Here is a 20,346-nt window from a genome sequence, read left to right as displayed (position 1 = left end):
GCTGCTGCCCCCGACGCGCCACCGCGATCGTCCAAGCCATCCTCGCCCTACATCACGTCCAGACCAGCCGAAACCCAGGATGAAAAGAGCTCAGTCAGTCAGCGCCTGCGCCGGCCCGCCTTGCATAGCCGCATACGTCGTGCACCCAGTAGTCCAGATACCTGGCCACGTCCTCGCGATCGGAAAGGTCCAGCGATAGCCACTCCCGCGCCGCCCGGACCATCTCAGCTGCGGCCTGCTCATGCTCGTCAGGCTTGAGCTCCACCCAGTCGGTAAGTTCGCCCCAGATGAGGTACACGTAGCCGGCCGGATCCACCTCGATCGACGCATGCGCAGACACCCCGTGGATGTCCAGCGCTACCTCGTAGGGATCATCCGCGGCGATGAGACTCTCGGCCAGCGCGGTGACCTTCCGCATGTATGCCACCTCGGCGTCATCCTGCGCTGGGCCCGTCATGCCCCGAGGATCGCATCCGGCTGCGAACCTCGCTCGGATTTACGAGACGTCTCTTAACCTCGGCCTTTCGCGGCGGGGATCTTGTCCTTCAGGCAGTCGGTCGATCATTCGGCAACTCGGCCGAAGGACGCAACAAGACGTACCGTTTCGGCGAGGTGGTGGCCAGAGAGAACCGGTTGACATGCGCAGGTCAGGCAGTCCTCCGTGCCCGTCGCCCACCAAGGGCCGCAGCCAGGTACCGCCCGCGCTGCTCGCCGAGCCACTCGGCCTGTCGCTGTCGGCCGCCGCTGCGTGGTCGAAGGCGGCTGGCGCCGCACGCAGTGACCACGTCGCCCGCCGCCAGGGGCAGATGGCGCGGAGCTGCCGCTGTTCGACAAGCCGTGCTGGCTATGCGCCGACGACGTCGTTGGCTCAGGGCGTGAACTGCGCGGGTCTGAGGTCTGGTACCAGTTCGTGGCTTTCCGCCAGCTTGTACACGGTCGCCAGATGAGGTTGGCCGCTGCGGAGCCGCTCGATGGCGCTCAGGGCCAAGACCGCACTCAAACCCAAGGCGAGGAACTGCTCGCTGTCCCGCTCCCCGGCGGCTGAGGGCCGAAGCGCGGGAACCGCACTGTCTTCTCGCCATTCGATGTAGGTAGTCAACGTCGCCAGACTGACATGGACGGCGCCGGTCATTTGCCGGTAGAGACCGTAGATGCTCCGCGTGCCGTCATCGAACGAGTGAGCGATGGTCATGAAATTGAGCTGTGGCTCGCCCGAGGGATGAGTAAGGTCCCCCTGCATCTGGGGTGGGATAACCACACCAGCCTGATGCAGGTCCTGAACCATGTTCCGGTGGATCCGGTTCATCGATCCGATCAGCTGATCCTCGCCATGCTCGTTGTGCACTACCCATTGCGCCACGAGAGCATGTTCGAGGGCGACACGGGCGTTGACGCGCGCGGCGTACACCGAACCTTGCTGATGAAGAGCCACGGCGGCAGCAACCTGAGCCATCGTGTGCGCGACCGTGGCGTAGGTGGCATTGAATTTTCTGACCAAGGCATGATCAACTTTGAACGGTTCCGCTTGGTGCCAGTACTCAAGCGCGGCATGAGCGCCCGCAAGGTGAAGCTGCGCGAGCCGGTCAAGCTCCTGGTCATCCTCAGCGCTGGACATCTCGTTCCACCTTTGCGATCGGCACGGATTCTGCACTATAGCCCTTGAGGCGCATGCGCCACCCAAGGTGCTGCCTGAATCCGGTCGCAGTTCGATGGCCGTTTCTGTTCGCAGCTTGTGGTTTGGTCAGGCGATGGATGGTCGATGGTAAGAACACTTGGACATCCACTGGTACCGAATTGGATTCACAGAGGTTCGAGTGGATAGGTAGTGCCCGGCGACACCGGTGCCGCTGACGCAGAGGGCCGCCGTGACGATTTCCCGCGGGTCGTGCGTGGCGGCGGCAGTCGCGGTGCCGGTACTCAGCGGGTGTAGCGGGCGGCGAGCCGCTCGAAGAAGGCATCGAGTCGGCGGGCCGTATCCAGGCCGTCGGCAAGCTCGGCGCCGCAAAGCGGTAGACCTCATCTACGGATCAGAAGGTTAGGGGTTCGAGTCCCTTCGGGCGCACAAGATCAAAAGGGGTCTGACCTGCCGTTACGGCAGTCAGGCCCCTTTTGCCTCTTCATCCCTTGTGGACGTTTGGGTGCTCGGTGGGTGCTCGTGCGACGAGCGTCCCTCGCGTCCCGGCCTGTCCAGCAGTTACCCGGCTTGACCCGGTCAGTTTCGATCTTGGTTTCGGTCGTTTCCCTGAAAGTCCAAATAGTGGGACAGCGTTTTGTGGCTGCCGGACCCGGACGACGGTCGCGGCGGTCGCTGGTCGCCACCGTGAAGCCGGGCGGGCGTCGAGCCTGTTTGCGGCGTTGCCCACCGCAGACTTGCCGGGATCGCGTGGGAGGATGATTGCGGAGCCGGCGGGAGCGCGTTGGGCCTAAGTGGAGAGAGTCAGCCTCAGAGAGACTCCAGAACCGAGGACGCGATGTCCACGTGAACGCGGGCCGTCCGAGTCTTGAGGGTGGTAGGTCAGACGTACGGGTTGGCGCTGCTGTAGAGCATCTCGACGCGTTCGTGCTGGGCGGTGAACTCATCGCGGCGACGGTCGCGCTGCTTCCACAGGATCGTCAGCCAGCGCAGGGCGCAGGTGCGTTGGTTCGCGGCGAATTGGCGGCGGTTGGCGTCGGTGACGCCGAGGTCGGGCAGCAGCTGCGTCCAGATGCTGTCTGGGACCACGCGGCCAGAGATGTGCTCGATGAGGTCGGCGGCGTCGAAGGCCACGTTGCTGAACCCGGCGTACTCGAAGTCGACGCAGCAGGCGGCGCCGCTGTCGGACGCCATCCAGTTGAGCAGGTTCGCGTCACCACGGGAAAGCACCGGCGCGGCTGGCGCGGCGACCACGTCCGCGTCTCCGCTGTGCTGCCAGGCCGCGAGCAGGCGCTGCATGGTGGGCATGAGCGGATCGTTGGGCTGGCTGGCTAGCAGCTCCGGCCACGCTTGCGTCAGTCTGACCATGTAGTGCTCGCCCGTGTCGACCCGAGGACGGGTGGCCAGCAGGCCGGTCAGGGGTACGGCTTGCAGCTGTGTGGTGGTGTGTGCAAGGGCGCGTAGGGCAGCCAGCTGGTCGGCGGCCTCGATCAGCGGCTGGCCGTGGAGGCGGGTCATGCCGATGGCGGGCTCGACCGGTGCGTCGTCGTGCCACAACGGGACGGGGACGGTGCCGAGCTGGTGCGGGGCGAGAAGGGTAAGGGCCGCCCACTTCCGTTCGACGCGTTGCCGGTCGGTCTTGACGTACAACTTGATGACCACGTCGTCATAGTGGGGAGACGTCCACAGATAGAGGTCGTTCTGCATGCCTCCGGCTAGAGGGCGCAGACTCAGTGCCGACAGCGCTGCGGGGCGGTCGTTGTCGGCACCGGCGCGTACGCGGCGGAGCTCAGCGAGTAGGTCGGCGGGAAGGTCGATGAGCGGCACAGACATGGGACTTCGGCTCCAGTTCCATGGTGCGAAACGGACTGTAGGGAACCGACCGTAGTGGCCGGGCTTTGCCACGGCTGCACGACGCGGCCATTGCCATCACGAGATGGTGGGCGAGTCGACGGCGGGCAGGATCAGGTCGTCAACGGCGGCGAGCACCGCCTGATGCGTGTCGTACGGGTCGAGACCGCTGACGTCGACGACATGCAGGTCGGCGTCGTTGGCTGCGAGGGTGGTGTAGGCGTCGTGGACGTAGCGCAGGAAGGCGCGCTGCTCGTCGCTGTACGGGTGGCCTTGCCGGTGCTCGGCGCGGGCGATGGCGTCGTCGGGAGGAAGGCGCAGCCATAGCGACCGGTCGGCCGCTGGGCCGGCGAGTGTGCCGACTTGCTGTAGCCAGGTGATCGCGTTGTCCGCTGGGGTCTGGTATTTCTGCAGTAGCGCGGCGAGGCTGTAGGAGTAGAGGGTGTGCAGGCTGCGGTCTTCGATGACGGTGGTGTCGGCGGCGAGCGCGTCGGCGATGTGGGTGGCGTAGGTGTCGACGCGGATCGCGGCAGCGAGGTAGGTGTCGGTGAGCACGCTGCTGTGCCGGGAGAACGGGTCGCCGGAGTCGAACAGGTCCAGCAGGGTCCGGCCGAGCGGTTCGGCGTCGCGCGTGAGGTTGTCGGGCAGGTATGCCACGGCGACGCGACGGCGACCACTACGTCGCGTTCACCGCCACGCTCTGCCTCGCCGGCACCCCGGCAGGGCCCCGGCAAAGTCCTTAGGTGATGCCGAGTAGTGCCAGCGGGCGGGTGCTGTCGCGGGCGTGGTGTCGGTTGGCGGCGGCGATGTTGGTGACTCCGGTCAGGCGTAGGGCGCTGATCGCGGCGTTGCGTAGTGCGGCCATGACTTCGGGTCCGGTTCCGGTGCGGATCTGGCTGCGGCTTTCGTCGTAGGTGACGTCGCGGACCCAGTGGACCTTGTTCTCGATCGACCAGTGGCCACGGATCCAGCCGGCCATCTGCGCCGGTTTCGCCTGGTGGGGTCGGAGGTCGGTGATGGCGTAGACGGTTTCGGTGGTGAACCGTCTCGGCTGGTCGAGGCGGCGTCTGCGGCGGCGGATCTGGATGGCTTGGGCGGCGTGTGGGAAGTCGATGCCGGTGGAGATCGTCAGGATCTTGCAGCTGCGGATCTCGCGGCGGCCGTGTCCGCGGTCGGTGTCGCGTGCGGCGTCCGGGACTGCCCGCCAGGGCAGTGCGGTGAGCTGGGCGCGTAGGTGGGGCTGGTTGCCTTTGACGGTCAGGATCCAGTGCGCGCCGCGTTCGGCGAGGTAGGTGACGTGCTCGCGTTGGCAGTGCAGGGCGTCGGCGGTGATCACCGTGTCGCGTAGGTCGGGGATCTGGTCCAGTAGCGGCGCGAATCGGGTGATCTCGGTGGTTTTGCCGTCGACGTCAATGCTGCTCAGGGTCACACCGGTGCTCTGGTCGCAGGCGGTCATCACGTGCCGGGCGACGGTGTCGGTGGTGCGGGAACCACGCAGGGTTTTACCGTCGACGGCGATCGCCCGACCGGCCGTCGACGTGGTGGCGGTGGCCCGGCCGGCGAGCCAGACACCGATCGCCGCAGTCAGTGGTTGCGGGTCCATGGCCTGCAAGAGCCGACGGATCATCGCCTCCGATGGGCGCCGGTCGGCAGTCATGCCCAGGGCTACAGCCGTCGTGGCCGGCGCGTCGGCGATCCATTCGGCGATCGCCGTGTACGAGCGGTAGCCGGCGACCACCGCACACACAGTTGCGGTGACCACGACCGTCAGCCGGTGCCGGACACCTCGTCTGGCACGTGGATCAGGCAGACCGGCGAGCGCTTCGGGCAGCCCACCAGCGGTTTCGGCAACGGTCAGAGCCGGTGCGCAGGACAGGGACGAGATCAGCGATGATGGCAGCGCGGGCATGACTCACTTCGGACGATCAGCATGGCGTAGAGAACCTTGATGCTCTTCCGAGCAGGTCATGCCCGTCTTGCTGCCACCACCAACGGCGCTTCTACCCCAAGCCTCACAAGTCAGACACCATCACGACTTTGCCGGGACCCTGGGGAGCAGACCGAGGAGGTCATTGCGCTTGCCGGCGGTCTGCTCGCCGATCCGGACTGCCATGCCGACGCCGTGGTCCGCACCGTGCAGGCGGGCCAGATCCTGGCCGGCTGCGGGCTCGCCGATCGCGGGCGCGATGTCGTCGAGCGGGTGTGGCGGTTGGTCGCGCCCCGGTCCGCCGACGGCCTCGACGCCCGCCGTGCCCGGACCGCGGCACTGACTGGGCTGGTCACCATGCGACTTGAGGCGGACCCCTCCGTCCTGGGACCATTGGCCGCCGAGATGGTCGACCTGCAGCGCGGAATCGCCCGCGACACCGGGGAGACGGCCGCCGTGGTCGACCTGGCGGACGCCCTCGGAATCTTCGCCCGGGTAGCCAGCATTCTGGGGCGGCCGGACCTGATGCGGGTGGCGCTGACCGAGCAGTACTCGCTGGAACAGATGTTCCGGGGCTCGGGAGCGCAGGAGCGACTGAAGCGGATCGAGGCGTCGCTGGCGCAGCTGCAACAAGCCGCGTCGAAAGACCTGGTGGTGCCCGGCATGGGCGCATGGCGGATACGCGGCTCCTACCTGGATCTGCTGGCCGAGCCCTCACCGTCCGACGTTACCGCCGGCGGGTTCGCGGCGCGGCTGGCGGCGGAGTCGCGGGTGACCGGCCAAGCGCCCGGCAGCCGCCCGCCCGCCGACCCGTCGGTGATCGCTGACGCTGCCGCCCGGCTCGATCACGGGATCTCCCTGGCCGAAGCGGACCGGATCGTCGAGGCCGACCGCGTCCTCGCCGAACTCGCCGACGAGCTGAGCCTGTACGACGGGGCGACGTCGGATCCGGCCCGGCGGAACATCCGGCGCCTCTGGTCCGCAGCCCTATACCAGCGGGCGATGCTCCGGGACCGGATCGGCCACTGCGACGACGCCTGGGACCTCGCCTGGCTGTCCGTAGTCGTCGCCGTCCGGCGGCACGAGGGCCTGCTACACGGGAGCGCTACCGAACGGGAGGCGCTCGTCGACGCGGTCACCCACATGGTCGACGCCGCCGTGGTCGCGGGAGCCGCCGGACGCCACGAGGACCAGAGCATGCTGCTGTCCGAGGCCGCCGACCGCTGCGCGGACGCGGCCGACCCACGGCTGCGTCGAATGCTCGGCGTGGCCCTGCACAACCACGCCGCCGCGCTACTCGAACGTCGGGAGACCACGCCCGCGGCGCCCTTGGCCGAACGCGCCTGCGCCATCCGGCGTGGCCTGGCCAGGTTGGACGACGAGCGCACGGTTTGGGAGTACGCCAACACGCTGCTGCTCACCGTCCTCCTCGCCGTCGACCGGCAGGACTGGCAGCTCGCCGTCGAACGTCTCGCCGAAGTTGGGCCGCTGCTGGTGGCACTGCCGAAGTGGCCGGAAGCAATGCTTGAATTTGCCGCAGGGCTCGTCCGCGAGGTCACCGCCCATGCACCCGAGTTAGTGGACCAGGCCTGCGCCGACGGCTCCTGGCCCTTTCAGACCTGGACACCGCAGGCGTAGCGACCATACGTGCGAGGCTGCCTCGGTACCCCCTCAACATGAGTCGGGGCTCCCCAACGCCCGACCCGACCCGTGCTGCCACGCTTGGGTTCAGCGACCCGCGGTACCCGCGCCGCGCGTTCGGCATGCCGGCCTCCAAACGCGATGCGGGCGGTTCGAAGCACGGGCCTGACGTTCATTCCGTGGCCGTTCCCTGGTGCGGGCGGCGCTCGGCAAGTTGCTCCAGGTTCAGCAATTGCCGGTGCACGACCTCCCGATAGGGCGTGTGTGAGCGATCTACGACGAGTTGCGCAGCTACCTGGCCGATGACCTGCACTACTGGCTCCAGCGCGGTTCCTACGAACTGGAGAAATACGAACTGGAGAAACAGGAGCTCGACCGGGCGGCCACGGACGTCCGCACCGCACTCGGCTGCACCAACGGTGCCACCGGCCACAAGGTGCGTACCACCTGGGTCTTGTTCGCCTTGCGGCAGAAGGATGACTCAGGAGGCGGACGCTTCGATCTCCCCCGCAAAGACGATGAACTGGTCGATGAGGCTCCGCCGCAGATGGACGACGTCCGTTCCCGCCAGGCGGGGACCTCCATCCGGCGTGGTGAAAACCCACTGGTACCGGGCCCACTCGTCAGGCATGTCCACCGCCGAGCAGCGCACCATCGTGCCGGTCCCCGCCGGGTGGTGTCGGATGTCCAGCACGAACCGCTCGACCGCCGCGATTCCTTCGCTGCGACCCAACGGCCCCCAGAAGACCACGTCCGAGGTCAGCGCCTGGGAGAGGCGGGCAGTGACATAGCTGTCGTCCGAGGCGTTGAACGCGGAGATGAACGTGTCGATCGCCGAGCGTGCAATCTCTTCCTGCATGCCCCAGTAATACCAGCCGTTTCGCCTGCGCTCGCCCCGGGACGCCTCCCGGCCAGGGCGAACCACTCCGGTCACAGCGCTACTCGCCGCATCCGGACAATGGCGTCGGGTCAGGTCCGCTTGCGGCTCGCGATCTCGTCAGCGAGCTGCTGCACATGGGCGGGGTCCGCGTCCCGGGCAAGGGCGACGTAGTGGTCCATGGCGGCTGGCCGGTGGCGCACGGGCAACGACTCGTCTCGCCGGGCTTCGGTAGCGTTCAGTGGTGAGGTGAGTCAGTCGGCTCACCTAATCGGTCTTTGCCTGAAGAGTCGCACATGACACGCTTCGCGCGCCAGACCGCCCTGATCACCCACCGCCGGCACCGGCGGGCTCGGCGAAAGCCACGTACGCGCCTACCACGCCCAAGGGGCCAACGTCGTCATCGGCAGCACGACGGGTGGTCTGAGCAAGGCCACGGAGTTCGCCACGGAACTGGGTGAACGTGCCCTCGCGGTCCACCTCGACGTCACCAGCGAGGACGACTGGGCCGCCGCCGTCGCCGCCACCGAGCAGACCTTCGGCACGTTGACGATCCTGGTGAACAACGCCGGTGTCCAGAACTCCGCCGTCACCATCGACGCCACCGACCAGGCCCGCTGGGACCGCACCTTCGCGATCAACGTGACCGGCCAGTTCCTCGGCATCAAGACCGTCACTCCGGCGATGCGGCGGGCCGGCGGTGACCGGGTCGTGCGTCCACAGTCTCGCCAAGCCTGGCACCGGGGTGCCGGCCAGTTCTGACATCCCGACTCCATCAGCGTCGTGCCCGGCCACCGGCGGCGCAGCACACGGGTATCGTGCCATGTCCGCCGTCGGTGACCGAGAGTTCGAGCACGGGCTGAGGTCGAAGAACGCTCATCCGCAGGGGACGGGACTGGGCTCGGACCAGGGCGGCCAGGTGGGCGCCGACCCCTGCGGTGCGGCGGCTACTCCGTGAGGGAGAGGGCCTGGCTCGGGCATATCTCGACGGCGTCCTTGGCCCGGTTCCGTGCCTCGTCGTCCGTCGGGGTGTCCCGGAGGACGACGACGGTGCCGTCCTCATCACTCTGATCGAACGCGTCGGGGTCGGTCAGGACACACTGGCCCGCTCCGACGCAGCGGTCGAGGTCCGCCACGATCCTCGTCATGACGGTTCCCCCCATGTCACGGGTACCTCGTGGATGCCGTAGATGAAGGCGTCATTCTTGTAGGGCAGTGTGTCGGCGGGTGTGGCCAGCCGCAGCGTCGGGATCCGCTGGAACAGGGTGTCGAAGACGATCTGCAGCTCCATGCGAGCCAGATTCTGGCCGAGGCACTGGTGGATGCCGAAGCCGAAGGCGATGTGGTGGCGAGCGCCCCGGTCGAGCTTGATCTCTTCCGCCTCGTCAAAGGCCGACGGGTCGTGGTTGGCCGCGTTGCTCAGTGCCAGCACGGGGTCGCCGGCCCGGATCGTCACGCCGCCGATCTCCACGTCCTCGACGGCGACGCGGGAGTTGGCGAACTCGGCGATCGTGTAGACCCGCAGCAACTCCTCGATTGCGGGAAGCGTGCGCGAAGGGTCCTTGCGCAGCGCCGCAATTTCGTCGGGTCGCTCCAGCAGTGTCACGACGCCCAGCGAGATCATGTTGGCGGTGGTCTCGTGCCCGGCGATCAGCAGCAGGAACGCCAGTGACAGGACGTCCTCGGGGTCGTTGCCCTGGGCGAGTTGACGGCTCAGCAGGTCGTCGGCCGGGTCGGCGGCCTTCTCGGCGATCAGGTCCCGGAGATAGTCGCGCAGTTCCGTGACCGCCTGCCGTTGGCCCTCAATGGTGACGGTGCGGCTGAGCAGGGCCGAACTGCGGGTCTGGAAGAACTCGTGGTCACGGTACGGCACTCCGAGTTGCTCGCAGATGACCAGGGACGGCACCGGCAGGGAGAGGGCCCGTACGAGATCGGCGGGGCGCGGCCCGGCCAGCATCGCGTCGATGTGTTCGTCGACGATCTGCTGAAGGCGTGGGCGCAGACCGGCCATTCGGCGCACGGTGAACTCACCGACCACGGCCCTGCGGGCGGGACCGTGCTCGGGCGGGTCCATCTGGATGATCGATGGGCGCATGAGGTCCTGGGTCGGTTGCTCGCGGGTGAACCGGGGAAAGTTCGGATTCCGGCGGTCGGAGCTGAACCGTGGATCCGTGAGCATGGCGCGGATGTGTTCGAGCCGGCTCAGGGTCCAGGCGACCTGGCCGCTGGGCAGGGTGACCTGGGAGATCCCCGAGTCGGTGTCCCGGATGCGGCTGTGCTCGTCCGGGGGTGTGTGCGGGCATCGACGGGTGGTCTGCAAGGCGGGAGCGGTCACCGGAACCTCCATCGAGCAGAGTGGTTCAAAAGCGGAGTGAATTACTCCGCTTTTCTGTCGAGCGTAGCTCCGTGCCCGGACAGTCGTCCAGAGGCGACAGTGGGATCGTCAGGAATCCAGGTGGAGGTCCGCCACGCTGATGGGATCGCCGGGAAGCGCGCTCCGATCGCTGGAGTGCAGGCCGTCCAGGATGAGGGTCAAACAGCGCCGCACCAGCAACTCGGACATCTCCGCCGACCGGCTCGGTGGCGGTTTGAGCAGGATCGACACCACCGCGAACACGTCACCCGCGCCGACGTCCGGCCGCATCGAACCCTCGGCCTGGGCCCGCTCGACCAGGTGCTCGACCACGTCGATCACTGCGGCGCGGGTCTGCCGGAAGTCGGGCGCCTCGGTGAATGCCTGCCTGGTGTGCTCGTCCATCATGGTCATTTGCGTGCTGAACCGCAGGTCGACAGCCCGACGGACGATCCGCGTGAGGGCATCCCACGCGGTCGGCTCCTCGTCGATCGCGGCCTGGGCGTCGGCCAGGATCATCGAGAGACTCTCCAGGGCAACGGCCCGCAGCAGCGACCCCCGGTCAGGGAAACGGCGGTACAGCGTGCCGACGCCGACCCCTGCCCGTCGGGCGAGTTCGTCCATCGGCGCGCCCGGACCGATCTCGGCGAACACGACCCGGGCCACGGCCACGATGTGGTCGCGGTTGCGCTGGGCGTCGGCCCGTAGTCGTGTCGTTTCGGCCTTCATCGCAACCTCCCACGTACCCGGTACATTATCCGGGCGCGGCCGTGCCGGCCCCTCGGCCGAGGACGATGGCCGTTGAGCGCTTTCGTGGTATGGACCGGTTGCCGACCAGCGGCCCGGACCCATGGCGGGATCGCCGCCCACCTGTTCCTGTTGCCCACCGGCGCCGTGTCGCGCCTGCCCGCTGCGCGGCCCCGGCCCGGCTGGCGGGTGAGGAAGCCGGCGAGCAGACACCGGCACGGCGCCCCGGCTCCTGGACTCAGCAGTGCGCGCCCGCCTCGGCGGAGGCGAGGCAGATCCGGTCGGCGTACCGGGTGGCGGTCGTGCGGCCGGCTCGGCCGGCGGCGTCGGTTACCGTGTAGGTGCCTACACTCAGCGTTCCGGTGCTCGGGTTCATCGTGACGGCCGGTGGAAGACCGGTCGCCGACCAAATGCAGGGCGGGATCCAACGGCGGCGGCCACGGAGTTCGTGACGCTCAGTCCGCTGAAGCCGCTGCCCTCGCGCAACCCGCTGACGATGATCGTCGGGGCGAACACGTGACGGTTCGGTCCACCGCTGTATCCGGGGAGCACCTCGTGCGTCGCGACATCAGACACGTCGGCGGTGATCTCCGCGGCGGTGCGCGCGGGGTGCATCGACCAGATCAACGCGGCGATTCCGGTGGCGAACGGGGTCGCCACCGGCGTGCCGTCCAGTGACGTGCTCGCCGTGTCCGAGGTGTTCCAGGCGGAGAGGATGTTCTGGCCGGGCGCGAGCACGCCGACGCATCCGCCGAAGTTGGAGAACGGCGCGCGGCTGTCGGAGCCGTCGAAGGCCGTCGGACCGACCACGATGGCGTTGCGGGTGTTGGCCGGTGAGAATCCGCAGGCGTCGGCGCCGGCGTTCCCCGCGGCGACGCCGTCGTTGATCGAGCGGTCCACCGCCAGGCTGATTACTGAACTGGCCGGCCCGCCGAGGCTCATGTTCGCGACGGCGCACTGGCCCGGGTCGTGGTCGGCGGTGACCCAGTCGACGCCTGCGGCGATGATGGCGTTGCTGGCGCAGCCGAAGACCCGCACCGGTACGAGCGTGACGACCTTGGCTACGCCGAAGGTGGTGCCTCCGACGATTCCGGCCACGTGTGTGCCGTGTCCGAGGCAGTCGTCGGCTGACCCGCGTCGTCTGCGGTGCTTTCCTGTCGCGGTACAAGGGGCTCAATACCTTGGAGCTTTACCTACCGCTGGGCGCGTTGGCCCGAGTCGACCGCCGCGTCGGTGGCTACCCCTTCGACGAATCCAGCGGCGTGGAATCGCTGACGTGGCGTAGCCCGCTCGACTGGTGGCTGGCCGACATCGCGATCGCCGTACACGGCGAGGTGCCGTTCCACCGTGCGCTCATCGGGTTCGAGGTCGATGATGACCACGGCATCAGCGGCGACCAGCGCTATCACACGGTCCTGATGCCCAGCCCCGACGGCATCAAGTACCGCCCCGCCAACACCTGAGACACGACGCGCCATTCGACTCGACATCAAGAACGCCCTGCCCACTCGAACTTCGCTACAACGCATGCACATGCCGCGAAGCGCTCGTGACCGAAGGTCGGATTCCCGCCAGTGCCGGCGTCCAGGCGTGCCGGTGAGCGGTCATACGTGGGTTGCCTTTTGCCCTTGAGGTGGTGGTCACAGCGGTGGCTAGAGGTTTCCCGGCTGGCCAGTGGGTCGTGTCCACGGCGGGCTAGTCGATTGTGTCCAACGCGTCGCGGATCGCGGCGGCGACTCGATCAGGCATCCCGGCCAGGTCGAGTGGAGCCCGCCCGCCGACCTGACGGGGTATGAAGCGTTGCCATCCGAGGTCGAAGCAGAGCAGCGCGCGTAGGTCGGCTCGCCGGTCCACCCGGACTCCCGCGGCGCGCTCGTACGTCACCAGATAGCCCCCAGCCGTCCTGGTGTCGAACAACACCGCCAAGTTGAGCCTGCAGTGGCCGACGTCGCTGCCCCGGTTGCCAGTGGCCGCGTTCGGCCAGTCAACGACGCCGCTGAGGCGACCGTCGCACCACAGTACGTTGAAGTGCTGGTAGTCGCCGTGGACAAGGACCTTCTCCGCAACGAGCGGCCCTGAGGCAGCTTCACGGGCGGCATCACGCAGGCCACGGTCGACCAGCCAGTCCAGTGGTGCGCTGTCGTCATACCAGCCATCCCACCGGATGCGCGGATGCTCGGGTACGGCGTGGATCGCGGCCTGTACGGTCGCGAGCTGACCCAGCCAGGACTGCATGTCAGCCGGGGTCAGGTCCGGTTGCCCGGCGAGCGCGGTCGTGAGCGTGCACCGCACCCCGGTTTCGGCCCCGTTTTCGTCCATCGCGATGAGTTGGGGCGCGGGCACCCCGCAGCCGCGGACGGCCGCGAGCGCGGCGGCCTCGCGTGTCACCAAGCCCTCCGCCCAGTCCTCACCCGGCCAACGACGCAGCACCACGTCCATGAGCCCGCCCGGGGAATCGACGCTGACTCGGTCCATGTCGGCGGTGATCCCGCCCGGCAGGGGCGCGACCGATCTCACCCGGGCGCGTCGATGAACGTGGTGTGCCACCCACCGCAGGATCTCCGGCGTCGGAGGCTCGTACTCGCGGAGCATCCGATCAGTCTGGCAGCCGTCAACCGGACCTCACGCACGACGCGGCAAGGCGAGGTGCCATGGCAGGGCCGCCATTGGGACGTCGGTCGCGCATTCCGTGTTGACGTGCCACCACGACTGCCGCCCTATCCCGCCGGTTCGACGCGTGTCTCGGGGGCCTGGCCGTGATCAAGACCGGCTGAACTGTCCGCATCGTCCGGATGTAGGACTCTGCGCGGCGGATTCAGGTGGCGCTTGCGGCGATGGCCGCATACCTGCGGTCCGGGCGGTCCGGGAACTGCTGTTGCCGGCGCTGGAGTTCGGTGAAACCGGCCCTTGTCAGGCGGGCGGAGAACTCGTCGGCCGGCCAGCGGTACGCGGTGAGGACCTTGTGGTCGAACTCGGCCACCTCGTCGTCGCTGTCGAAGAAGCCAATCACCAACCTCCCGGACGGGGTCAGCATTCGGCGGAACTCGGTGAGCACGCGGTCCAGTTCCGGTGGCGGCAGGTGAATGGTCGAGTACCAGGAGAGGATGCCGGCCACCGAGTGGTCGGGGACGTCCAGTTCGATCATCGAGCCGAGCCGGAACGCCGGCCCGGGGAAGTTCGCTTGGGCGTGGTCGATGAACTCGGGGACCAGGTCGATGCCGGTCACGTCGGCGCCGAGCGCATGTAGGTCGGCGGTCCAGTGACCGGGGCCGCAACCGAGATCGAGCACCCTGCCGTCCAGACCGGCGAGGTGGCCCCGGATGAGCGCCGCGTCGTCGGGGGCCTGCCAGCCACCACCGAACAGCGCGATGTACTGCCCTGACATCGACGAATAGGCATCGCGTACCGGTTGGTTGCGCACGGCGACACTTTAGACCTGGCGCACCATGCTCCAGCACGGTTGAGTACAGCAGCCCGCGCGGAGGACGAGCCCGCACAACCTCGATCGACACCCCAGCTACATCCTCGCCGCCTACATAACCTCCGACGCATAGCCCCCACCGCAGCCTGACCCAACACCGTGAACGTTCGTGGCCACGGCACGAGGACGCCTGGCGGACGGGCGTGTCGGCCAGGTCGGCGAGGGGGGCGTCGAGGGCCTGGCGGGGACAGACCACCGTGCCGGTCGCCGGTACGGGTAGCCGGCCCGCCTCGATCTTGCGCAGCGTCTCGGGGGAGATGCCGGCCGCCAGGGCCACCTCGACGAGGCTGCGGCCGGGCAGGGCGGTTCCGAGGCGCTGGCTTGCGGCGATCTGTGTGGGGGTGAGGGGTTGGCGAACCATGCCAGCAGGGTGTCCCTGCGGAGCGCCCCAACCTCGGGTGGTATAAAAATACCGGTATAGAAATACCGCATGGGGGGGGGAGGGAGGGAGGCAGTTGTGATCGAGCTGAAGTCCACCGAGGAGTTCGGCCGGATGGCGGTCACCGGCCAGTTCGTCGGCGAACTGCTCGGCTATCGCAGCAGGCCGCGCCGGTAGCCCTCGCCGACGGCGGCGGCCCGGTCTCGGACGCCGAGCTTGTCGTAGACGTGCTGCAGGTGGGTCTTGATGCTTGCTTCGCTGACGAACAGGAGTCTGGCCGCCTCCCGGTTGGAGGCGCCGTCGGCGACCAATTGGAGTACCTCCAGTTCTCGTTTGCTCAGCGCCAACCCGGTCGGTTTGCGGACCCGGCCCATGAGTTGACTTGCGGCCGAGGGCGCGAGGACGGATTCGCCGCGATGGGCGGCGCGGACGGCGCGGATCAGATCCTCGGGTGGTGTGTCCTTGAGCAGGTAACCGGTGGCGCCCGCCTCGACCGCCGGCAGCACGTCGGTTTCGCTGTCGAAGGTGGTGAGCACCAGCACGTGTATGGACGGTGCGGTCTGGGCGAGGGCGGCGATGGCCTGCACGCCGTTCATCTCGGGCATCCGCAGATCCATCAGCACCACGTCGACGTCCAGCCGCACCGCTTCGGCCACCGCCTCCCGACCGTTGGCGGCCTCGCCGGCGACCTCGACGTCGGGCAGGTCCGCGAAGGCTCCCCGGAGCCCGTTACGAACGATCGGATGGTCGTCGGCGATCAAGATGCGGATCATGGTGCCGCCATCGGGATCGCCGGCACCCGTACGCTGATCGCCGAGCCCTCGCCAGGGGCGCTCTCGATCTCCACCACACCTCCCACGCTCCGGACCCGCTGCATCATGCTCCTGAGGCCGAACCCCTGAGCCGAGCCACCGATCATGCCCCGCCCGTCGTCACGGACGTCGAGTAGGACCACGTCGGTCAGGTAGGAGAGGGTCAGTCCCACCCGGGATGCGCGGGCGTGTCGGACCACGTTGTGCAGCGCTTCCTGCGCGACCCGGAACAGGGTGACATCGATGGCCGGGCTCAGCGCGACCTGTTCGCCGGTGATCTCGAACCGTACCGTGATGCCGGTGTCGTCTTCCCATCGCCGGGCCAGGTCGCCGAGGGCGTCTGGCAGGTGGGCCGCCTCCAGTTGGCGCGGCCGTAACGCCTGAACCGACCGGCGGGCCTCGTCCAGGCCGTCCCGGGCCAGGGCCAACGCCCGGTCGACGTGCTCACGCGCCTGTGGCGGCGAGTGCCAGACACGCTGGGCTGCCTGCATCTGGGTGATGATGCCGGTCAGGCCCTGCGCCAGCGAGTCGTGGATCTCGCCGGCCATCCGATGCCGCTCGTCCAGCACGCCGGCTTCGCGGGCCTGGGCCAGCAACTGGGCGTGCAGCCCGGCGTTCTCCTCCAGCGCCGCCTCCAGCCGGGCGACCATCTGCTGGCGTCGTTCGTGCTGCTCGGCGCTTTTCTCGGCCAGCACGATGCCGGCGCTGATCGCCGCGGTCTGCACCACGATCACTCCCAGATAGGTGCCGAGTGACTGCACCGTCGCGGCTGGCGCGTCGGACGCCATGGTGTTGATGGCGACCGAGGTGCCGAACACACCGGCCACCCCCAACGGCCACGGTCGTAGCTGGTACGCGTGCAGGAACCCGGTGATGGCGAAGAGCAGGAAGACCGCGTCGCGCGCCATCAGTGCGACGCAGAGCGCGAGCAGTCCGGCGAAGTAGACCAGCATCGGCCGGGTCTGCTTGCGGCGTTCGCGCGGCACTCGGGTGTGTCCCAGATACACCCACCCGGCCGCCGTCCCCACCAGTCCTAGGGTGATCGCGCGGTCGTGCCAGGTCTGGCTGGGCTGGGCCATGGCGATCGCTGTCGAGCAGGGGAGTAGCAGCCAGGGCACCAGGACGAGCAGCTTCTCGTACCAGCGGTCCCACTCGGGACCGGCGTCACCGCTCATCGAAGCTCGCACCTTCGGCTCATTCCCAGCGGAACAGCTTCGCTGCCGCAGCACCGGCCACGACCGCGAACAGCGCCATTATCCCGAGTTGCAGGAGCAGCGGCGACGCCGCCGTGCCGGCCCCCGCCACCGCATCACCCGACCAGCCGAGCAGGAGCGACTGCGCGCCGGGTGGGGTGTAGTCGCCCAGCCGCCTCAGGAAGTCCGGCAGCAGGAAGCGGGGCAGGAAGACCCCTCCAGCGAACATCGTCACCATGTAGACGACGGTCGCCAGACCGGTGGCGGCCCGGGAGGTGGGCGCGACCGCAGCGATCAGCATGCCGATCGCCAGTACCGCGCCGAAACCGAGCAGGAACGCGACCGCGAACCGGAACGGGTGCCGAGGCAGAGGCACGTCGAGCACCAGCCGGGCCGAGACGACCAGCAGGGTCGCCGCCGTGACCGCAGCGGCGAGGGCGACGATGAGCTGCGCCGCCAGCACCGTGCCGGGGTGGACCGGCGTGGTGGACATCCGCCGCAGGATGCCCCGCTCCCGATAGGTGGCCACCACCGCCGGGATGTGCTGCAGCCCGACGATGCCGAGCCCGAGCACGAGTGCGCTCGGTGCCCAGAGTTCTACGAAACGCACCCCGCCGAACTCCTCCGACGGCGCCCGCAGCGCGGGGACGAGGCCGAGCCCGAGCAGGATCGCGGTCGGGAACAGCACCCCGAAGACGACCGCCATCGGCTCCCGCAGGAACAGCTTCGCCTCGGCAACAGTGAGTTTGTACAGGGCGGACACTATGAAAGCTTCTTTCGAGTGAGGGTGACGAAGGCGTCGTCCAGGCTGGCCTGCTCGACCCGGAGTTCCTGGGCGATGATGTGCTGCTGGATCAGGACCGAGGTGACAGCCTGTAGCAGGTTCCCGGTGCCGGTCACCACCACCTGCTGCCCGTGGCGCTGCACGCCGGTCACCTCCGGCAGGTCGGTCAGCAGCCGCTCCACCAGCGGGGTCGACGGCCGGAACCGCACCCGCTGCTCGGCGGCAGCGCGCGCGACCAGGCCGGCAGGCGTGTCGAGGGCGACCACGCGCCCGGAGTCGATCAGCGCGAGACGGTCACAGAGCCGCTCCGCCTCATCCATGAAGTGCGTGACGAGAACGATCGTCACGCCGGAGTCGCGTACCTCTTCGACCAGATCCCAGGTGTCGCGCCGGGCTTGTGGGTCGAGCCCGGTGGTGAGCTCGTCCAGCACCGCGACGGCGGGACTACCCACCAGGGCCAGCGCGATCGACAGCCGCTGCTGCTGCCCACCGGAGAGCCTCCGGTACTGGGTATGGCGTTTCTCGGCGAGCCCCAGCATCTCCAGCAGCCGCGCCCCATCCGCCGGCGCGCGGTAGAACGATCGGTACAGATTCATAGCCTCGGCCACCGTCTGCTTGTCCGGCAGTTGGTGCCCCTGCAACTGGACCCCGACTCGTTCCCGCAACTCAGCCCGGTCCCGCCGTGGATCGAGGCCGAGCACCGTGATCTCGCCACGATCGGGGGTACGCATGCCGCTGACACACTCGACCGTGGTCGTCTTGCCGGCGCCGTTCGGACCGAGAATCCCGAAGATCTCGCCCGCCTCGACCACGAACGACACATCGTCGACAGCGACCGTGTTCCCGTACCGCTTGTGGAGGTTCGTCACCTCGATGATCCCCATAGCGGCAGCCTCACCGTCGGCGCTGGATGCCGGATCACCCAGCCGGCACCGGGGTCGGTCGACCCTCGGATCAACCAATCGGTTGACGCCGAGCGGGCGCGCGTCGGGACCGGGCGACTTCTGTGAGCATCCGGGCAGGTCGTAGGGTCACCATTCGCCTACCCGAGTCCAGGGCGTGTGGCAGGTCGGCGAGCAGTTTCCGGGAGACCCGTCCGGTCAATACAAAGCCCGCTGTGTCCATTTATTTGATGCGGAAAACGCTGTGCAGGATATCGTGTCTCTACGTTCGTAGGACCATCCTGTTCGAAAGGAATGTGCCGTACCGTGGCGAAGCAGATCATTCAGAAGTTGATCGATGACCTGGACGGCGGAGACGCCGAGGAGACCGTCAAGTTCGCTCTCGACGGCGTGCAGTACGAGATCGACCTGTCGAGCGGCAACGCCGACAAGCTGCGCGAACTGCTCTCCCCCTACGTCACCCGCGGCACGAGGGTCGGCCGAGGTGGAGTGGTAGTCGTTGGCCGCGCCGCTCGCGGCCACGGCACCGTCGGCACCGATCGTGAGCAGAGCAAGGCAATCCGGGCATGGGCCAGGAAGGCCGGCAAGGACATCTCCGACCGAGGACGAATCCCGCAGGAAATCGTGGACGAATACCACGCGAAGGCCGGCAGGTGAACCACCCGAACCACCCCTGCCCGCGCCCCGACCGCCCCGCGGTCGGGGCCATGTGACGGCGGTGCTGAGCTGGGCCGCCACACGCACATGATGCCGTACGCGATTCACCGACACGTTCGGTCGCCGAGCTTCCCGTCGGTGCCGGCACGCCCACTCGCGATCGGTGGCGGCCGAATCCAGTCGAGGTCGTCGAGTTGTGTCCACAAGGTTCACGATCCTGTGGATTCGGAGACTCCCAGCGTGATCGGCAGCCACCACGCTCGTTTCGTGAGTGCGCGCGGCTGGTGAGTGTCTGACAGAGGTTGAGCGTTCTCGCTGGAACTCTGGCCCCGTATGGCGTTCTCAAGGTGCTCTCGAATGCCCGGTGGCCGTGGGATCGAGTGGATGCCCCCGAAGCCGACGGAACGCCGAGGCCGGACGGAATGGCTGGCGACGTATGATCGCGGTGAGGGCGAAGGGCCAGGCCGAGATGCCGGCACCGGTGTGAGAGGGGTGTCAGGATGTTCGGTTGGAAGAAGAAGCTCAACGATCTGGTGGCGCAGCTCAGGCCCGACCTGAGTCGGGAATCGCTCGGTGTCGGGCCCGACTTCCCGGGCATCGCACCGAACCCGCTCCTGAGCAGAGATGCACGGAAGCGCAATGCGGAACTGCGTACGGGGGCGCTTGCGCTCGGCGTTCTCGTCGATTGGCGGGAGGTCAGCAGCGACGGCAGCCCCCGCGTGGTCCTGATGCTCGACGTGGAGACCGCTGGCGGCGTCTCGTTCCGCGGGATCGCAGACGAAGACCTCACGATCACCGAGCTCACCCGACTCGCCCCAGGGCAGACGTTGCCCGTGCGTTACCGGCCGGCCGTCATGGACCACTACGTCGCCCTCGCCCGGGACGCGGACCCCGCCCGCGTGCAGCAGCTCGCTGATGAGATCGCGAGCCGCAAGCGGACCTGATCCGAAGCCACTGGCCGGGTGCGGCTGGGTCGTGTATCGGAAGTGCTGGTCGTAGGCGAGACGCTGCCCAAAATGGCGTGCGATCTCCGTCCGGTCATGCTGGGATCAGTCGGTATGAATAACCAGTCTCTTGGCGAAGCCGACCTGACGGACAGGATGGAACGG

General features: G+C 68.1%; 20 protein-coding genes and 3 pseudogenes. 5 read left to right on the top strand and 18 right to left on the bottom strand.

Annotated elements, in window-relative coordinates; genetic code table 11:
- Positions 1-94 precede the first annotated feature (94 nt).
- The 5 genes from ACIBMZ_RS30500 to ACIBMZ_RS30480 all read right to left on the bottom strand — a co-directional run bounded on the left by ACIBMZ_RS30500 (position 95) and on the right by ACIBMZ_RS30480 (position 5,294).
- Positions 95-457, bottom strand: a complete 363-nt coding sequence (locus ACIBMZ_RS30500; RefSeq protein WP_396699759.1) for a hypothetical protein — start codon at positions 455-457, stop codon at positions 95-97.
- 411 nt (positions 458-868) lie between these two features.
- Positions 869-1,615 carry a hypothetical protein gene (locus tag ACIBMZ_RS30495; RefSeq protein WP_396699757.1) on the bottom strand — a complete coding sequence of 249 codons (747 nt, stop codon included), beginning with the start codon at positions 1,613-1,615 and terminating at the stop codon, positions 869-871.
- Positions 1,616-2,515: 900 nt separating this feature from the next.
- Positions 2,516-3,466 (bottom strand): phosphotransferase, encoded by a 951-nt coding sequence (locus ACIBMZ_RS30490; RefSeq protein WP_396699755.1) that lies wholly within the window; start codon positions 3,464-3,466, stop codon positions 2,516-2,518.
- Between the two features lie 96 nt (positions 3,467-3,562).
- Positions 3,563-4,141, bottom strand: coding sequence for a dTMP kinase (locus ACIBMZ_RS30485; RefSeq protein WP_396699753.1), 579 nt, complete (start codon positions 4,139-4,141; stop codon positions 3,563-3,565).
- Positions 4,142-4,223: 82 nt separating this feature from the next.
- Complete coding sequence (locus tag ACIBMZ_RS30480; protein ID WP_396699763.1) at positions 4,224-5,294, bottom strand: ISAs1 family transposase; 1,071 nt, start codon at positions 5,292-5,294, stop codon at positions 4,224-4,226.
- A gap of 312 nt (positions 5,295-5,606) precedes the next feature.
- Here ACIBMZ_RS30480 and ACIBMZ_RS30475 point away from each other — a divergent pair, with 312 nt between their 5' ends.
- The gene (locus tag ACIBMZ_RS30475) at positions 5,607-7,049 is read left to right on the top strand and encodes a hypothetical protein (RefSeq protein ID WP_396699751.1); all 1,443 of its coding nucleotides are present in this window, start codon (positions 5,607-5,609) and stop codon (positions 7,047-7,049) included.
- Between the two features lie 175 nt (positions 7,050-7,224).
- On the opposite strand, the gene ACIBMZ_RS30470 is transcribed toward ACIBMZ_RS30475, so the two are convergent.
- Complete coding sequence (locus ACIBMZ_RS30470; protein WP_396699749.1) at positions 7,225-7,485, bottom strand: hypothetical protein; 261 nt, start codon at positions 7,483-7,485, stop codon at positions 7,225-7,227.
- A 48-nt stretch (positions 7,486-7,533) separates the two neighbouring features.
- Complete coding sequence (locus ACIBMZ_RS30465) at positions 7,534-7,911, bottom strand: nuclear transport factor 2 family protein (protein WP_396699761.1); 378 nt, start codon at positions 7,909-7,911, stop codon at positions 7,534-7,536.
- Between the two features lie 411 nt (positions 7,912-8,322).
- On the opposite strand from ACIBMZ_RS30465, the pseudogene ACIBMZ_RS30460 reads away from it, so the two are divergent.
- Positions 8,323-8,691, top strand: a pseudogene (locus tag ACIBMZ_RS30460) (SDR family NAD(P)-dependent oxidoreductase); the annotation flags it as partial.
- Positions 8,692-8,876: 185 nt separating this feature from the next.
- On the opposite strand, the gene ACIBMZ_RS30455 reads toward ACIBMZ_RS30460, so the two are convergent.
- From ACIBMZ_RS30455 to ACIBMZ_RS30440, 4 genes and pseudogenes are all read right to left on the bottom strand, one after another.
- Entirely contained in the window at positions 8,877-9,077 is a 201-nt protein-coding gene (locus ACIBMZ_RS30455) for a ferredoxin (protein ID WP_396699747.1), read from the bottom strand.
- Positions 9,074-10,264: a cytochrome P450 gene (locus ACIBMZ_RS30450; protein WP_396699745.1), complete on the bottom strand. Its 1,191-nt coding sequence runs from the start codon at positions 10,262-10,264 to the stop codon at positions 9,074-9,076. Before ACIBMZ_RS30450 ends, ACIBMZ_RS30455 begins: the two co-directional genes overlap by 4 nt.
- 108 nt (positions 10,265-10,372) lie before the next feature.
- The gene (locus ACIBMZ_RS30445; RefSeq protein ID WP_396699743.1) at positions 10,373-11,011 is read right to left on the bottom strand and encodes a TetR/AcrR family transcriptional regulator; all 639 of its coding nucleotides are present in this window, start codon (positions 11,009-11,011) and stop codon (positions 10,373-10,375) included.
- A gap of 390 nt (positions 11,012-11,401) precedes the next feature.
- Positions 11,402-12,148, bottom strand: a pseudogene (locus ACIBMZ_RS30440) (S8 family serine peptidase); the annotation flags it as partial.
- Positions 12,149-12,210: 62 nt separating this feature from the next.
- Between ACIBMZ_RS30440 and ACIBMZ_RS30435 the strand changes: the two are divergent.
- Positions 12,211-12,492, top strand: a complete 282-nt coding sequence (locus ACIBMZ_RS30435; RefSeq protein ID WP_396699741.1) for a hypothetical protein — start codon at positions 12,211-12,213, stop codon at positions 12,490-12,492.
- A 232-nt stretch (positions 12,493-12,724) separates the two neighbouring features.
- Here ACIBMZ_RS30435 and ACIBMZ_RS30430 read toward each other — a convergent pair whose 3' ends face one another.
- The 7 genes and pseudogenes from ACIBMZ_RS30430 to ACIBMZ_RS30400 form a co-directional block, all read right to left on the bottom strand.
- Positions 12,725-13,621, bottom strand: coding sequence for a phosphotransferase family protein (locus ACIBMZ_RS30430; RefSeq protein WP_396699739.1), 897 nt, complete (start codon positions 13,619-13,621; stop codon positions 12,725-12,727).
- A gap of 223 nt (positions 13,622-13,844) precedes the next feature.
- Entirely contained in the window at positions 13,845-14,450 is a 606-nt protein-coding gene (locus ACIBMZ_RS30425) for a class I SAM-dependent DNA methyltransferase (protein WP_396699737.1), read from the bottom strand.
- 184 nt (positions 14,451-14,634) lie between these two features.
- Positions 14,635-14,871 (bottom strand): annotated as a pseudogene (locus tag ACIBMZ_RS30420) (helix-turn-helix domain-containing protein); the annotation flags it as partial.
- A 170-nt stretch (positions 14,872-15,041) separates the two neighbouring features.
- Positions 15,042-15,662: a response regulator gene (locus ACIBMZ_RS30415; RefSeq protein ID WP_396699735.1), complete on the bottom strand. Its 621-nt coding sequence runs from the start codon at positions 15,660-15,662 to the stop codon at positions 15,042-15,044.
- Complete coding sequence (locus ACIBMZ_RS30410; protein ID WP_396699733.1) at positions 15,659-16,876, bottom strand: sensor histidine kinase; 1,218 nt, start codon at positions 16,874-16,876, stop codon at positions 15,659-15,661. The genes ACIBMZ_RS30415 and ACIBMZ_RS30410 overlap by 4 nt, the downstream gene beginning before the upstream one ends.
- Positions 16,877-16,895: 19 nt before the next feature.
- Complete coding sequence (locus ACIBMZ_RS30405; protein WP_396699731.1) at positions 16,896-17,657, bottom strand: ABC transporter permease; 762 nt, start codon at positions 17,655-17,657, stop codon at positions 16,896-16,898.
- Positions 17,657-18,562 (bottom strand): ABC transporter ATP-binding protein, encoded by a 906-nt coding sequence (locus ACIBMZ_RS30400; protein ID WP_396699730.1) that lies wholly within the window; start codon positions 18,560-18,562, stop codon positions 17,657-17,659. The genes ACIBMZ_RS30405 and ACIBMZ_RS30400 overlap by 1 nt, the downstream gene beginning before the upstream one ends.
- A 324-nt stretch (positions 18,563-18,886) precedes the next feature.
- Here ACIBMZ_RS30400 and ACIBMZ_RS30395 point away from each other — a divergent pair, with 324 nt between their 5' ends.
- Entirely contained in the window at positions 18,887-19,237 is a 351-nt protein-coding gene (locus ACIBMZ_RS30395) for an Lsr2 family protein (RefSeq protein WP_396699728.1), read from the top strand.
- A 500-nt stretch (positions 19,238-19,737) separates the two neighbouring features.
- Complete coding sequence (locus ACIBMZ_RS30390; protein ID WP_396699726.1) at positions 19,738-20,181, top strand: hypothetical protein; 444 nt, start codon at positions 19,738-19,740, stop codon at positions 20,179-20,181.
- Positions 20,182-20,346: the final 165 nt, after the last annotated feature.

It is taken from the genome of Micromonospora sp. NPDC049900, assembly GCF_044461025.1.
GTDB lineage: Bacteria > Actinomycetota > Actinomycetes > Mycobacteriales > Micromonosporaceae > Micromonospora.
The sequence above is the reverse complement of the archived record's forward strand: the minus strand, read 5'-3'. Positions and strand labels throughout refer to the sequence as shown.